This is a genomic window from Providencia sp. PROV174, from assembly GCF_028480685.1.
GTDB lineage: Bacteria > Pseudomonadota > Gammaproteobacteria > Enterobacterales > Enterobacteriaceae > Providencia > Providencia rettgeri.
Genome location: NZ_JAMPOT010000026.1, coordinates 34,309 through 49,181 on the forward strand (window position 1 = coordinate 34,309; position 14,873 = coordinate 49,181).

General features: G+C 40.3%; 12 protein-coding genes, 1 tRNA gene and 1 pseudogene. 8 read left to right on the forward strand and 6 right to left on the reverse strand.

The window, feature by feature from the left end; genetic code table 11:
• Positions 1–4 precede the first annotated feature (4 nt).
• Together PSE60_RS19705 and PSE60_RS19710 are read right to left on the reverse strand one after the other, a co-directional pair.
• Positions 5–703: a pirin family protein gene (locus PSE60_RS19705; RefSeq protein ID WP_272666518.1), complete on the reverse strand. Its 699-nt coding sequence runs from the start codon at positions 701–703 to the stop codon at positions 5–7.
• Between the two features lie 496 nt (positions 704–1,199).
• Positions 1,200–2,402, reverse strand: coding sequence for an NAD(P)/FAD-dependent oxidoreductase (locus tag PSE60_RS19710; RefSeq protein WP_272666519.1), 1,203 nt, complete (start codon positions 2,400–2,402; stop codon positions 1,200–1,202).
• 375 nt (positions 2,403–2,777) lie between these two features.
• On the opposite strand from PSE60_RS19710, the gene pitA reads away from it, so the two are divergent.
• Positions 2,778–4,268, forward strand: coding sequence for an inorganic phosphate transporter PitA (pitA, locus tag PSE60_RS19715; protein WP_004906562.1), 1,491 nt, complete (start codon positions 2,778–2,780; stop codon positions 4,266–4,268).
• Between the two features lie 131 nt (positions 4,269–4,399).
• On the opposite strand, the gene uspB is transcribed toward pitA, so the two are convergent.
• A complete protein-coding gene (gene uspB / locus PSE60_RS19720) occupies positions 4,400–4,735 on the reverse strand; it encodes a universal stress protein UspB (protein WP_004906561.1) in 336 nt (111 codons plus the stop codon).
• A gap of 451 nt (positions 4,736–5,186) precedes the next feature.
• Between uspB and uspA the strand changes: the two genes are divergently transcribed.
• Together uspA and gdhA are read left to right on the forward strand one after the other, a co-directional pair.
• Positions 5,187–5,621: a universal stress protein UspA gene (uspA, locus tag PSE60_RS19725; protein WP_004263149.1), complete on the forward strand. Its 435-nt coding sequence runs from the start codon at positions 5,187–5,189 to the stop codon at positions 5,619–5,621.
• Positions 5,622–5,887: 266 nt separating this feature from the next.
• Positions 5,888–7,222 carry an NADP-specific glutamate dehydrogenase gene (gene gdhA, locus PSE60_RS19730; RefSeq protein WP_004263145.1) on the forward strand — a complete coding sequence of 445 codons (1,335 nt, stop codon included), beginning with the start codon at positions 5,888–5,890 and terminating at the stop codon, positions 7,220–7,222.
• A gap of 83 nt (positions 7,223–7,305) precedes the next feature.
• On the opposite strand, the gene rsmJ is transcribed toward gdhA, so the two are convergent.
• Positions 7,306–8,076, reverse strand: coding sequence for a 16S rRNA (guanine(1516)-N(2))-methyltransferase RsmJ (gene rsmJ, locus PSE60_RS19735; protein ID WP_210836449.1), 771 nt, complete (start codon positions 8,074–8,076; stop codon positions 7,306–7,308).
• Positions 8,069–10,111, reverse strand: a complete 2,043-nt coding sequence (gene prlC, locus PSE60_RS19740) for an oligopeptidase A (RefSeq protein WP_272666520.1) — start codon at positions 10,109–10,111, stop codon at positions 8,069–8,071. The genes rsmJ and prlC overlap by 8 nt, the downstream gene beginning before the upstream one ends.
• A 309-nt stretch (positions 10,112–10,420) precedes the next feature.
• Between prlC and PSE60_RS19745 the strand changes: the two genes are divergently transcribed.
• The 4 genes and pseudogenes from PSE60_RS19745 to PSE60_RS19755 all read left to right on the forward strand — a co-directional run bounded on the left by PSE60_RS19745 (position 10,421) and on the right by PSE60_RS19755 (position 12,649).
• Positions 10,421–10,515, forward strand: a tRNA-Sec gene (locus PSE60_RS19745).
• Between the two features lie 252 nt (positions 10,516–10,767).
• Positions 10,768–10,941: pseudogene (locus PSE60_RS20665) on the forward strand (DUF932 domain-containing protein); the annotation flags it as partial.
• A gap of 138 nt (positions 10,942–11,079) precedes the next feature.
• Positions 11,080–12,123, forward strand: coding sequence for a virulence RhuM family protein (locus tag PSE60_RS19750; protein WP_272666521.1), 1,044 nt, complete (start codon positions 11,080–11,082; stop codon positions 12,121–12,123).
• A gap of 52 nt (positions 12,124–12,175) precedes the next feature.
• Entirely contained in the window at positions 12,176–12,649 is a 474-nt protein-coding gene (locus PSE60_RS19755) for a hypothetical protein (protein WP_272666522.1), read from the forward strand.
• A 397-nt stretch (positions 12,650–13,046) separates the two neighbouring features.
• Here PSE60_RS19755 and PSE60_RS19760 read toward each other — a convergent pair whose 3' ends face one another.
• Entirely contained in the window at positions 13,047–13,409 is a 363-nt protein-coding gene (locus PSE60_RS19760) for a YibL family ribosome-associated protein (RefSeq protein WP_272666523.1), read from the reverse strand.
• Positions 13,410–13,748: 339 nt separating this feature from the next.
• Between PSE60_RS19760 and PSE60_RS19765 the strand changes: the two genes are divergently transcribed.
• On the forward strand, positions 13,749–14,306 hold the full coding sequence (locus tag PSE60_RS19765) for a tyrosine-type DNA invertase (RefSeq protein ID WP_210836456.1): 558 nt from the start codon (positions 13,749–13,751) through the stop codon (positions 14,304–14,306).
• The last annotated feature ends 567 nt before the right edge of the window (positions 14,307–14,873 follow it).

The window sequence follows — 14,873 nt, forward strand, 5'->3', positions numbered from 1 at the left end:
ATGATTATTCTGCGGATGGTAAGTCAAACAACAGGATTTCACTATCTTCACTTGCTTTGATGGTGAGTGCTGTTTCTTGCCAAATAGCTAAACCATCGCTGGTGGTTGCTTTTTGGCCATTGATTTCCACATTCCCTTTAACGACTTGAATCCATACAACTCGCTTATCAGCGACCGCATGAGTGTGGGTTTCATTTGCAGGTAATGCCCAGCGCCACAGTTCCATATCTTGATAAACTTTTAATGAGCCATCACGTGCATTCGGTGATAGCACCAATTGCTTGCCATCTTTGGAATCGAACCGTTTTTGCTCATAACGTGGCTCAATACCTGTTCTCTCAGGAATGATCCAAATTTGGTACAAGTGTAGCTCTTCTTCATTGCTTGGGTTATATTCAGAATGACGAATACCTGTACCCGCACTCATAATTTGGAATTCACCCGCAGGGATTTGCTCCATATTGCCCATGCTGTCTTTATGTTCGACAGTCCCATTGAGCACATAGGTCAATATTTCCATATCTTTATGGGGGTGAGTTCCAAACCCTTGGCCCGCAGCAATAAAGTCTTCGTTAATCACTCTCAGTGCAGAAAAGCCCATAAATTGCTCATCATAGTAGCTAGAGAATGAAAAAGTATGCCAACTGTCGAGCCATCCATGGTTTGCATGACCACGTTCGTTTGCTTTGCGTAAATAAATCATCGTGTTCTCTCCTGTACGGATTTCAACCTTGGTTGAACTCGCTCTAAATGTGTTGATGACAGTTTAACCAATTTATATGCAGAGAAAAGTAGCTCCCATTAACCATAGGATCCAAAAAATTTGAATAAGATACGCGGTGATTGCAGAGAATTGTGGTGTGGATAAAAAAATAGCCAGCGCAAGGCTGGCTAAAGTAAACACTGGAAGCAATGTGAGCAATGTCGTACCCCCTGCAAAAGGGTGACTAAGTAACCCTATCGAGGAAGTGATGATAATGATAATAGTTATCACTATCGTTTGTAAAGCATTATTTTTAACCAAAATAATATATCTTATAATTAAAACTGCAATTATATGATTTATATGAAATTAAATATTAACCATTATTTTTCAATGGATTAAGTTTTTTTGGACATCAATACAGGAGGATACTCCTAACGGAATAATTCCGTTAAGCGTCAGATTAAGACTGAGTATGTTTCCAGTCTTTTTTCTATTATTCTGCAAAAGGGAGAGGCAAGCTTTCCGCACATGCAGCCGCGGAACTCCATGCCCATTGAAAATTGTAACCCCCCAGCCAGCCAGTCACATCCATCACTTCACCAATAAAGTACAGACCAGACACTTTAAGCGATTGCATAGTTTTAGACGATATTTCGTGAGTATCAACACCACCCAATGTTACTTCAGCGGTGCGGTAACCTTCCGTTCCATTAGGCTGTACCTGCCATTGGTGTAATGTGGTGTGTAACGCTTCAATTTGAGGATGGTTAAGCTGTTTTAGCGCACATTCAGGGATTTGCCCTTGAGCTTGTAATATCTCAATTAGCCGTTTAGGTAGTATTTTAGCTAAGGTATTTTTCAACGATTGATTTGGGTGCTGGTGTTTCTCTGAAGCGATAAAATCATTTATGGCAATATCGGGAAGTAAGTTAATACTTACGTACTCACCAGAGTTCCAGTAGCTGGATATTTGCAAAATGGCTGGACCAGAAAGCCCCCGATGGGTGAATAAAATATTTTCTTTAAATACGGTGCCGCTTGCCGCTGTTACCGTTGCCGGGACAGAGATGCCTGAAAGTACCTGTAATGTTTCTAAAAGGGGTTTATGTAAAGTGAAGGGCACCAGTGCTGCTCGTGTTGGAATAATAGTATGCCCAAACTGTTCCGCAAGACGATAGCCAAAGGGGGTTGCACCTAAACCAGGCATCGATAATCCACCAGTTGCAACGACAAGTGAGTGGGTGCTTACTTGAGAGCCGTTAATTGTGACTAAAAACCCTTCATCTATTTTGTCAACGGCAGTGACCTCACTGCGTAACTTAATAGTGATATTAGGTAGGTTACACTCACTTTGCAGCATATCGACGATGTCTTGTGCGCTATTATCACAAAAAAGCTGCCCTAAGGTTTTTTCATGATAAGGGATATTATATTTAGCGACTAAGGCAATAAAATCCCACTGTGTATAGCGAGCAAGTGCTGACTTACAAAAGTGCGGGTTCGTAGAAATGTAATTGCTGTGCTCTGTATACATATTAGTGAAATTGCAGCGCCCGCCACCGGACATCAATATTTTCCTGCCTAATTTTTTCCCGTTATCAACCACTAGCGTCTTCAAACCGCGTTTGCCAGAGTGTGAGGCACAAAACAAACCTGCTGCGCCAGCACCTAAAATAATAACGTCGAAATTTTTCACAATAAGTGTCTCTATATATGTTTGATTTTAAGCATAATTACATTGATAACTGGGATATTTTACGTCATCTCATCGAGATTGTAATGTAAAGCTTTGAGGAAGAACTGATGAAAACTATACAGGACGTATTATAATTAGAGAAATTCGTCTAAAAAAAGCAAACAACGATTATTTTCTGGAAATATCGTTAAAAAGTTTCAAAAATTCAGAATAAGTTTGATTGCTATAATTCGTTGAAATATATGGAGTAATTGCTATGAGCTACTTTTTTGATGGGTAGTTAAATCAAAAAAAGGTTAGATTTTGCTTCCACCGCCAGCGTTTGTCACTGATAATGCGCCGCGTTCATGTCCAACATATAATGGCTTAACGTCTATGCTACATCTTTTTACAGGTTTAGAATTTCATACAGGTCTATTATTAGTTCTGGCACTGTTGTTTGTGCTGATCTATGAGGCTATAAATGGCTTCCATGACACCGCTAACGCGGTAGCAACGGTTATTTATACCAGAGCAATGCGGGCTCAGTTCGCAGTTGTCATGGCAGGGGTTTTTAACTTTTTTGGTGTCTTGCTGGGAGGGTTGAGCGTTGCATATGCCATTGTCCACCTCTTACCAACAGACCTCTTGCTTAATGTGAGCTCAGCTCACGGCCTTGCAATGGTTTTTTCATTGCTCTTGGCCGCAATTATTTGGAACCTTGGAACTTGGTACTTAGGTATTCCTGCTTCCAGTTCACACACGCTTATCGGGGCAATAATCGGGGTGGGTTTAACCAACGCGATTGTGACTGATTCGTCTGTCGTTGATGCCTTGAATATACCGAAAATGATCAGTATTTTCATGTCATTAATTTTGTCTCCCGCTATCGGTTTTGTGATTGCCGGCTTGATGATTTTCTTTTTGCGCCGTTATTGGAGTGGCACAAAGAAACGTCGTCGTATTCACTTAACACCTGCGGAACGTGAGAAAAAAGATGGTAAGCGTAAGCCACCATTCTGGACTCGTACTGCATTGATTTTGTCAGCAGTTGGGGTGAGTTTCTCCCATGGTGCGAACGATGGCCAGAAAGGCATCGGTCTTATCATGCTGGTGCTAATTGGTGTTGCTCCAGCAGGTTTCGTTATGAATATGAATTCTAACGGTTATGACATCGCAAAAACACATGATGCGGTTGTCCACCTGCAACAATACTATGAAACACATAAACCAGCGTTAAACCATGCAATAGAAAATGCCCCGACCGTTGCAGAAAGTAGTGATGAACCCGGTGGTGAATTCCATTGTGATAGCACACGTACTGGCGCTATTTTAAATCAAGCTCAAACGATGCTTGATGGCATTCAAAGTTATGAAGAGCTGACGCCAGACCAACGTAACCACGCACGCCGTTTGCTGATGTGTATCTCTGATACTGCGAATGCGGTTGCGAAATTACCAGAAACAAGTTCCAAAGATGCTAGCTTACTGAAAAAACTCAGTAATGATTTGCTGTATACCGTTGAATATGCACCACTGTGGATCATTATTGCGGTTGCTTTAGCATTATCATTAGGCACCATGTTCGGTTGGCAGCGTGTTGCTGTGACCATTGGTGAGAAAATTGGTAAGAAAGGTATGACTTATGCGCAAGGTGTATCTGCTCAGGTAACTGCAGCAGTCTCTATCGGTGTGGCAAGTTATACTGGTATGCCAGTTTCAACAACGCAGGTTTTATCTTCTGCAGTGGCGGGTACGATGGTTGTCGATGGTGGTGGTGTACAAACAAAAACCATTAAAAGTATTGCGCTAGCATGGTTATTAACTTTACCGGTGTCTATTGTATTATCCGGCGGTTTATACTGGCTATCGCTGCTGTTTATCTAGTCGCGCTAATTTTGGCTTCATACATGAGTATGGAGCCTTTAACAGTTACATGAACACAGTAATCTACATATACAAAATAGTGATGATCGAAAGGCCATCACTATTTTTTCATTAGAAAGTTAAGATCACCGTCAACCTGTTATCAATAAATACGCTAAACTCACGATAACAAGAATGCTGAGCCTGCTTATCATCATGAATTGCTTACGGATTCGCTCACAACGCAAAATAACTTCAGGGTCATAATGTTCAAGGTATTGCTTGTTATTTATGTATCGAACTAACCGGAGTTGTTTGTTTAGCTGGCCGTGTGTAGTAAAAAAACCATTACCATCAACGGATTGATAAAGCAGAGGGTCTGAATCCCTTAAAATAGACAATAGAACACGAACGGAAGAAAAGTACCGCATCATATTTAAGATGCACAAAATGCATAATGCCCAAAACAATGCAATCATACTGAACATAATCCTCTCCTTAGAACTTAGCTCAAGCTCACAGCAATTGTCGCAAAGGAAATACAGCAGAAAAATTATACTTATACTCAGTTGTTTTATTGTAGGATAAATTATTGTTTAAAAAAAGTGCAGTTAGTGCAAATTTGTGATGACCTTTTGTTTATATTGAAGAAAATAAACCTGAATAGTTGAATTTTAATATCACAGTTTGTAGTGCAACTTTGTTGTTTTCCTAAGCTAAAAGAGTCTCCATAACTCGAATTTTTTAGGGCAATATATTAATATTGAATGAATGATGTTATTGTTTTATAAAATGTTATATGAAGTGATGATTTTAAGGTTAATCTGCTTAGATGTGATCAAAGCAACACTTAATAATCACAATTAGCAGGTATAGTATTCATAAAGATGTGGTGAAGGCATAACCACCAGATAATCAGCATTCGGAAGGAGTTTACTTATGGCTTACAAACATATTCTCGTTGCGGTAGATTTATCACCTGAAAGTAAAGTATTACTGGATAAGGCTGTCTCTATGGCAAAACCTTACGGGGCCAAAGTATCTATGATCCATGTTGATGTTAACTATTCAGACCTCTATACCGGTCTTATTGATGTCAATCTTGGTGACATGCAGCAACGTATTACTGATGAAACGCGTAATGCTCTGAAGGATTTATCTGCAGGCGCGGGTTATGAAATTCAAGAAACGCTCAGCGGTAGCGGTGATCTAGGCCAAGTACTGGTCGATGCCATTAAAAAATACAATATGGATTTAGTGGTCTGTGGGCACCACCAAGATTTCTGGAGCAAGCTGATGTCGTCTGCTCGCCAGCTAATCAATACAGTCCATGTGGATATGTTGATTGTGCCACTAAATGATGATGAAGAATAATCCATATCACGCTATTTGAAATATTATTCACTAAAAACGCTTGCTTATGCAGGCGTTTTTTTTGTTTCAAAATATGTATTTTGAGGGAGTTATTGGCAGGTCAAGCAATTTATTTTGCTATAGAGTGAAAAAAAACCTTGAATTTAGAATACAAACTAATGATATATTCAATAGGCAAACGCAAATCAACCTCACATTTCCTAAAAATAATGATAAGAAAGAGTGAGGCACATCACAACAACTACATGTTAAAAAGGAAGACATAGATGACACAATCACTATCTTCGTTCTTGGAGTCTGTCCAAAAAAGAGACCCTTCTCAACCTGAATTTCTACAAGCGGTACGTGAAGTATTCACTTCCCTTTGGCCGTTCTTAGAGCAAAATGCGAAGTATCGTGACCAAGCATTACTTGAGCGTTTTGTTGAACCTGAACGTGTAATTCAATTTCGAGTGTGTTGGGTAGACGACCAAGGTAAAGTTCAAGTCAACCGTGCATGGCGTGTACAATTTAGCTCTGCAATCGGCCCATTCAAAGGTGGTATGCGTTTTCATCCATCTGTGAATTTATCCATTCTGAAATTTTTAGGCTTTGAACAAACACTGAAAAATGCCCTGACCACATTGCCAATGGGTGGTGGTAAAGGTGGCTCTGACTTTGATCCTAAAGGTAAAAGCCATGGTGAAGTGATGCGTTTCTGCCAAGCATTGATGACAGAACTTTATCGCCATATTGGTTCTAATACTGACGTCCCTGCGGGGGATATTGGTGTGGGTGGTCGTGAAGTGGGCTTTATGACAGGTATGATGAAAAAACTGTCTAATGACACTTCTTGTGTATTCACCGGTAAAGGATTGTCTTTTGGTGGTAGTTTAATTCGCCCTGAAGCAACCGGTTACGGTTTGGTTTATTTCACAAATGCAATGCTAAAACGCCATGGCCTAGGCTTTGAAGGGATGCGTGTAGCAGTTTCCGGTTCAGGTAACGTTGCACAGTACACCATTGAAAAATGTATGGAGCTTGGCGCTAAAGTGGTTACAGCTTCTGATTCAAGCGGTACTGTGGTTGATGAAGACGGTTTTACAACAGAAAAACTTGCACGTTTGGAAGAAATCAAAAACAACTATGGTCGTATTGAAGAATATGCAAAAGAGTTTGGCTTAACTTACTTAGCGGGCCAGCAACCATGGAATGTGCCTGTCGATATTGCTCTGCCATGTGCAACACAAAATGAGCTGGATGTTGATGCAGCAAAAGTGTTAATCAAAAATGGTGTTAAAGCGGTCGCTGAAGGGGCTAATATGCCAACGACGATCCCTGCAACCGAACTGTTCCTTGAAGCGGGAGTGCTGTTTGCTCCAGGTAAAGCGGCTAATGCAGGTGGTGTGGCAACGTCAGGTCTTGAGATGGCTCAAAATGCGGCTCGTCTAGGTTGGAAAGCTGAAAAAGTTGACGCTCGTCTACACCATATCATGTTGGATATTCACCAGCATTGTGTGGAATTCGGTGGTGAAGAGAAACAAACAAACTATGTTCAAGGTGCTAATATCGCGGGCTTCGTAAAAGTCGCTGATGCAATGCTTGGGCAGGGTGTGTTGTAATTCTCTGACCTCAAAACGTACGCGAAAGGGCGGCTGTATCATACTGATAAATTCACCTGTACATACGCCCTTCGCCGTTACGTTTATTCGTTATCTTTAATGCATGGATAGATATCAAACCGATGGTTTTTAGTGGTAATCGCTGATGGCGCTTTTTGTCCCGCAAGGGGCTCTGCATAGTCAGGGCGCTTAACAACTACTCTACGTTTAGCCAAAGCAATCGCAGGGGCTAATAATGAATCTGCATCATCATCTGCTCCCACCAATGACTGAAATACTCGCATTTCTTTCTTCACTAAAGCACTTTTTTGTCGATGAGGGTACATCGGGTCAAGATAGATAACATCAGGCGCGTGGGTTATTTCGCTTAGTGCTGTAATACTGGATGCATGAATCAATGACATTCGTTCTTGTAACCATGGGCCAATTTCTGCATCTTGATAGCCTCGTTGTAAGCCATCGTCCAATAGTGCAGCAACCACAGGATGGCGCTCCAACATGCGGACATGGCAACCGAGAGCGGCGAGAACAAAGGCATCACGCCCTAGGCCAGCAGTGGCATCAATCACATCGGGAATATAATCTTTTTTGATTCCCACAGCTTTGGCAACAGCTTCACCACGACCCCCTCCAAATTTACGGCGATGGGCCATAGCCCCAGAGACGAAGTCGACAAAAATTCCTCCTAATTTAGGTTCATCTAGCTTACGCAGTTGTAAATTTTCAGGCGTAAGTACGACAGCCATAACGGCATCAGGGGTATGAGAAAGCTGCCATTTTTCAGAAAGTTGAGAGAGAGTGCCGGGATCGGCACCCTCTTCACAGATCAACTGGATCGCAATGTCATTAGCCATGGATACCATAGCTCTTTAACATCGCATCAAGTTCTGGCTTGCGGCCACGGAAGCGTTCAAACAGTGCCATTGGCTCTTCAGAACCCCCACGACTTAAGATATTGTCGAGGAAGGACTGACCCGTTTGACGATTAAAGATACCTTCTTCACTGAAGCGTGAGTATGCATCTGCCGCGAGCACATCTGCCCACAAGTAGCTGTAATAGCCTGCTGCATAGCCACCTGCGAAAATATGGCTAAAAGCATGTGGGAAGCGCGACCATGTAGGTGAAGGAACCACTGCGACTTTATCTTTAATTGCATATAACGTTGGCATGACTTGCGCACCTTTTGCTGGGTCATATTCAGCGTGTAAGGTGAAGTCAAATAGACCAAATTCCAACTGACGCAGAACAAACATGGCTGACTGGTAATTCTTCGCCGCTAACATGCTATTGAGCATTTCTGTTGGTAATGGTTCGCCAGTTTCATAATGGCCAGAAATAAATTCGAGGGCTTCGGGCTCCCAGCACCAATTTTCCATAAATTGACTTGGTAGTTCGACAGCATCCCATGGCACACCGTTAATCCCTGCAACATCTGCAACATCAATTTGCGTTAACATATGATGTAAGCCGTGACCAAATTCGTGGAATAAGGTAGTGACCTCATTATGGGTAAACAGTGCAGGTTTATCACCGAGTGGCTTGTTGAAGTTACAAGTTAAGTAAGCGACAGGGTTTTGTAGTGAGCCATCTTTATGCACCATACGACCTACACAATCGTCCATCCAAGCCCCACCACGTTTGTTTTCACGGGCATAGAGGTCAAGGTAGAAACTACCACGCAGGGCATTGGTTTCGTCATAGAGTTCGAAGAAACGCACATCTTTATGCCATGTTTCGACGTCATTGCGTTCTTTGGCAGTTAAACCATAGATACGATGTACAACCTCGAACAACCCATTCAGGACGCGCTGTTCAGGGAAATAAGGGCGTAACTGCTCATCATTTAATGAGAATTTATGTTGTTTTTGTTTTTCGCTGTAATAGGCTAGATCCCATGATTCAAGCGTATCGACACCATAATGCTCTTTAGCAAAAGCGGTCAGTTCAGCCAGTTCATTTTCCCCTTGCTGATGAGCTCGGTCGGCTAAATCATTGAGGAAATTCAGCACTTGCTCTGGCGATTCGGCCATTTTGGTCGCTAGGGATTTTTCTGCGTAGTTTTTAAAACCTAATAATTGCGCTAGTTCGTGGCGTAAGGCCATCAGTTCATCAATTAATTCGCTGTTATCCCATTTACCTGCATTTGGACCTTGGTCAGACGCACGGGTGCTATATGCATGACTCATCTCACGACGTAATTCTGCATTGTCAGCATAGGTCATAACAGGTAAATAGCTTGGCATATCCAGGGTGAGTAAGTAGCCTTCTTCACCTTTTGATTCAGCCATGGCTTTTGCTGCTGCAATTGCACTTTCTGGCATACCCGCTAATTCATTTTCGTCTTTAATGAGCTTACTCCAACCCATGGTAGCATCAAGGACGTTATTGCTAAATTTAGACGCTATCTCCGACAAACGTGCGACGATTTCACCGTAACGTTGCTGTTTTTCAACGGGTAAACCAATGCCTGATAATTCAAAGTCACGTAAGGTATTTTCGATTGATTTACGTTGAGCTTGGCTAAGGGAATTAAATTCAGCCCCTTCTTTTAATGACTTATAAGCTTGATATAAAGGCTCATGTTGCCCCATCCAAGTACTGAATTCAGACAGTAACGGCAAGCATTTTTCATACTCTTCGCGCAGTTCTGGGCTGTTTTTCACCGAGTGTAAATGACTAACTGGTGACCAAACACGAGAAAGCTTATCACTGGCTTCTTCTAAAGGTTGGCACAGGTTGTCCCAAGTGTATTGATCCGTTGCACTCAGCAGGTTTTCTACTGTTTGGCGATATTCATTGAGTACATGTTGGACTGCGGGGAAAACATCCGCAGGCTCTATAGTAGAAAAGCGGGGTAGTGCGGAATCGGCTAATAATGAATTTGTCATAAAACATCCTGTGATTGCAGGCTTGTGCTCGTAGGCCAAGGCTTACTGTGTTGACAATAAAAGTTAAATGGCGAACTTATACCCAAATAGGGCTAATGTTATGGATCATATAACCAGTACGCCATAGCGAATATAAGAAAGTATATGGGGGCAGATGTACAAACCTCAACATCAATCTAGCGTTTTTTCTTATTAACACTTATCAATAAATGGGTTTTTTGTTGGCTTTTATCAATAAAGGCAATAGTTGTAGTTTCAATGCTTTGGAAAATAATGAATTCAGTCTATAATCATTTTCCAATCTATAGAGGAAGATCGTCGTCTCCGGTGAGGCGGCTGGATTTCAAATCCAGTTGGGGCTGCCAGCAGTCCCGGGCAGGTTCGACTCCTGTGATCTTCCGCCAAACGCAGTTTCTGAATTTCTTCTAAAAGCTATATTTTCCTTTTAAATCAATAAGATTAATCATCTCAAAGTCTGTCTGGTTCTCCCCTTGTTTACTGGTTTCTACCCCTGTTTGGGGGCAAAATTGGGGGCATAATTTTTCCCTATTTTTTGGATGCCCCCACAATGAAGCTTTACGCCTGCCAGGTAGCGGCCTCAAGGCCAATGGTAACCCCCTATAAAATGACCGATGGAGGGGGGTTATATCTCGAGGTTATATCAACGTTTGCAGGAGAGCTTAATTAAAGGTGGATTATCGGGACGAAATGCAAAAGGTAAGTGAGCTTGTACTTGTTCAGTAAATGGTATTGATGGGGATATTAAATTAAATAAAGCATTGTGGGTGATGACTGAAAAGATGCACAAACATTTTTCTTGCAGAGAATGAATATAGGTAATAGTAGTACATTGTTTTTACATAAAATAATGTGCTTGCTATCTATTTGCTGGTGGCCTTATTTTTTTGTTAAATATGCTATATTGTTGTTCATAGTTTACTCATGGTACATAGACCGAGGGCAATTTGATGAGTGATAATCTTCTTGAGGCACCACAGGGCGAATTTGTTTTATTCCGCAGTGAAGATGGTCAGACTCGCGTCGAATGCCGCTTTGAATCTGATACGCTGTGGTTATCTCAGGCTGAAATTGCCAATCTTTATCAGGTAACACCTCAGGCAATAACTCAACATGTTAAAGCGGTTTACGAAGAGGGTGAGCTTGTACAAAATTCAACTTGTAAGTCTTTCTTACAAGTTCGACAAGAAGGTAATCGACAGGTTAATCGCAATACGCTGCATTACAACCTTTCTATGATCCTAGCGGTCGGTTACCGTGTCCGTTCAGTTCGCGGTACACAGTTTCGTCAGTGGGCAACACAAACGCTGGAACAGTATCTGGTCAAAGGGTTTGTGATGGACGATGAGCGGCTGAAAAACCCGCCTATCGGTCAGTCAGTCGTGCCAGATTACTTTGATGAGATGCTCGAACGCATCCGTGATATACGCGCCAGTGAGCGACGGGTGTATTTACGGGTGAAGGAGATATTCACCATGGCAGCGGATTATGAGCCTTCAAATAAAGAAACCACTCGTTTTTTTCAAACTATCCAAAACAAATTGCATTTTGCTTGTACGGGCATGACTGCCGCTGAGCTTATTGCTAGCCGTGCAGATGCCAGTCAGCCGGATATGGGGTTAACCAGCTATAAATTTGATGAAGTTCGTAAAACGGATGTAACGGTTGCGAAGAATTATCTACGTGAAAATGAACTGAAAGAATTAAACCGTATTGTCAATATGTGGCTCGACTTTGCCGAAGACCAAGCACTGCGCCGTAAGCAGGTTTTTTTACAGGATTGGGATATAAAGCTGGATCAGTTTTTAAGTTTCAATGACCGTGATGTTTTGCAAGGTGCTGGTGGGATTAGTAAGAAATCTGCTGACGAAAAAGCTAAAGAAATGTTTGATATTTTTGCTCAAAAACGTCGTCAACTGAAAGAGGCCGAAGGGGCGAGGGCGAATATTGCGGCGCTGAAAGATTTACTGGAAACAAGTAAGCAAAAGAAGTAGTTTTCTAGTTTGCGTGATGCTTTGCTTCCTAATCTTCTATCCGGATAACTAAATGGCTAAAATTAATAGATTACACACACAAGCTTATGAATCTTTCAAGCTGTTGGAAGAACAAAAATATGAAACAAGGGCAACTCATATTTTCAATTGTGAACCAAGTTTGGCAGTGTTTTTGTTATGGTGCAACATTGAGGTACTTCTCCGATTAAATAAATATTATGATAAAATTCAAGATCCTTGGCCTGATAATTTATCATTTATCCACGCTAATTGGAGGCCTTTGAAGCATATTAAAGGAATAAATGTTGATGCATATAATGCAATATTTGTCGGCCCAAAATCACTCAGGAAAATAAGGAATGAAATAGCGCATACAGGTAAGTTTATCAAAAAGCATGAGGTTGAGTATTTTGTAGAATATGCCAAATTTGTTATTGATTGCCTCAACTCAGGACTCCCTAAAAGGATCGATTTCTTAACTAAAAAAAAGAATAGTGATGCGCAAAAGAATAGAGGAAGGAAATGATTTTTTCTTAAAGCCTACCACTCAAAAACCAATCTGGGGGCATTAATGGGGGCACTGCTATTTATCCAACTCAGTAAACTCATTTAATATCAATACCATTACCCATCAAGTACGACTCCTGTGAGCGCTCAAAAACGTCAATAGTTAAAGTTAAATAGAAACTGAAGGGCTCAGGGTGAATATTGTGGCACTGAAAGGTTTGTTGAAAATAGGAAAGTAGAAAAATAGTAGAATCACTATTTTTAGTTAAATTGCTAAAATTAGCTTAGTACCTGAGGTGGTCGTAGTAAACAAGGGGGAACTCATACTCACTAACGGTTCATAACCACGAAAAGTGTACTAAGAACCTTTTAGTATTAGTGAGTCATTACAGGTTTTAGTTAGGTTGATTCCCTAACTAGAAATCCGTTTTAGAAAAACCAGTCATAACATCCAGTTCCATTTCGCGGCCTAATGCCGTCATTGGATGGACAATTATCAAACCTCGCACGGACTTCTTCAATTTGCCAAGATCGGCTTGTTCTTTCTTAGTGATGGGTCGTTTGAATGGCATATCGACTAACTTCTGTGCTTCTTTGCTGAGCTTTATGTTACGCACCGCTTTCAGGCGAGTAATTTCAGTTTCCAACGTCACTTTTTCTTTTTCGAGTTCTGCGTATTTTTCTGCATCGCTCGTCAGTTGCATACTTGCCATCTGGTGACGAATAAGGTCTAAGCGGTCGCTAAGAAGCTTAATTTGTGTTTTTTCAATTTCTTTCATTATTTAATTAACCGTGAATAAATTTCTTGTCGGCAAGTATACACTATTTCGTATTAGAGGGTGAAAAGGGATATAGACTGACACCCCATGTGAGGACGCCTTTATCGCTCATCATTCATGCAATGAAAACAACATAATTACCTTATAAATCAACTTATCACTCAACCACTCACAATTCTGTTCTTTTATGCCTTAGTGATATTATGATTAAGTGCTTGCATTTCGGTATCATCACTGACCTTTCTGACATATTATATTTAATTTTCTGAAAAATTATTATTTTTAGTTAATTTATCGTTGGTATATAGCAAAATATAACGAGGTATAGATGAGATCATAATGACTAAACGTAAATTTATTACACGTACAGAGGTGAATTCTTTATTGGATGCTACAAAGCAAGGTCGCTATCCTAATCGCGATTATTGCTTGTTATTAATGAGCTTTTTGCATGGGTTAAGAGTTAGTGAGCTCACTCATATCACAATGGCTGATATTGATTTAGTGCAGAAAGTGATATTTATTAGGAGACTAAAAGGAGGGCTGTCTACCGTACAGCCTATAATTCCCGAAGAGTTTAATGCGATTGAAAAATGGCTAGTTGAAAGAGATTCTTGGAAAACAGCGGGATCAGATTGTCTATTTATTTCACAAAAGGGAAGCCAAATTTCTCGTTATCAAATTTATCGTTTATTTGAGCAGTATGGAAAAATAGCTGGGCTTCCTGTAAAGCTTCATCCTCATATGCTAAGGCATGCATGCGGCTATGCATTAGCTGATTTAGGTCGGGATACACGATTAATCCAAGACTATTTAGGGCATCGAAATATCGCCCATACTGTAATTTATACTGCGAGTAATGAAAAAAGGTTTAGTGGTATTTGGTTGAATCAATAAGCAATTTAATCACTTGTATCAACATAAGGCTAGCACTAAACATAATAATATGAACTAAACACCAAGAATACCTCAGTTATTTAGGCAATTGATTTGATAAAACTGAGGTATTCTTATGCATATTAAGGGCAATAATTATTTTTAAAGCCACAAACAACATACTCAACTAATTTATTTTCCAGCCTTTAAAAATAAAATTAGTTAATAATTTTATTTATTCATTTTTTTTGAATTATCATGATTTAATTACTCCAATTAAGAGTGTCAGTAAACCACTTTCGTGGTTAACTAATTGTTATCATATTTTAATCATTTTTTTCACAATAATAGTCCATTTTTGATTGCTAAATAAAGCCACTCTGTGAAATGACACGATGTAAGTGAAATCATTTAGATGATAAATTCATATTTTTGGTTTTTGTGAGTTAAAAACCTTTAATTGATGCTTTAAAATACAGAAATATAATATATAACAAAAAAATTAATCAATTATCAATGGTAATCAATTGGTTAAATAAAATGTCTATAAAAATCAATCTGTAATGCAACATAATAAATCAAAATGTT

Bases quoted from the DNA above. Each gene is read 5' to 3' on its own strand.
- PSE60_RS19705 (WP_272666518.1), bottom strand. From the start codon at position 703: ATGATTTATTTACGCAAAGCAAACGAACGTGGTCATGCAAACCATGGA.
- pitA (WP_004906562.1), top strand. From the start codon at position 2,778: ATGCTACATCTTTTTACAGGTTTAGAATTTCATACAGGTCTATTATTA.
- uspB (WP_004906561.1), bottom strand. From the start codon at position 4,735: ATGTTCAGTATGATTGCATTGTTTTGGGCATTATGCATTTTGTGCATC.
- uspA (WP_004263149.1), top strand. From the start codon at position 5,187: ATGGCTTACAAACATATTCTCGTTGCGGTAGATTTATCACCTGAAAGT.
- gdhA (WP_004263145.1), top strand. From the start codon at position 5,888: ATGACACAATCACTATCTTCGTTCTTGGAGTCTGTCCAAAAAAGAGAC.
- rsmJ (WP_210836449.1), bottom strand. From the start codon at position 8,076: ATGGCTAATGACATTGCGATCCAGTTGATCTGTGAAGAGGGTGCCGAT.
- prlC (WP_272666520.1), bottom strand. From the start codon at position 10,111: ATGACAAATTCATTATTAGCCGATTCCGCACTACCCCGCTTTTCTACT.
- PSE60_RS19750 (WP_272666521.1), top strand. From the start codon at position 11,080: ATGAGTGATAATCTTCTTGAGGCACCACAGGGCGAATTTGTTTTATTC.
- PSE60_RS19755 (WP_272666522.1), top strand. From the start codon at position 12,176: ATGGCTAAAATTAATAGATTACACACACAAGCTTATGAATCTTTCAAG.
- PSE60_RS19760 (WP_272666523.1), bottom strand. From the start codon at position 13,409: ATGAAAGAAATTGAAAAAACACAAATTAAGCTTCTTAGCGACCGCTTA.
- PSE60_RS19765 (WP_210836456.1), top strand. From the start codon at position 13,749: ATGACTAAACGTAAATTTATTACACGTACAGAGGTGAATTCTTTATTG.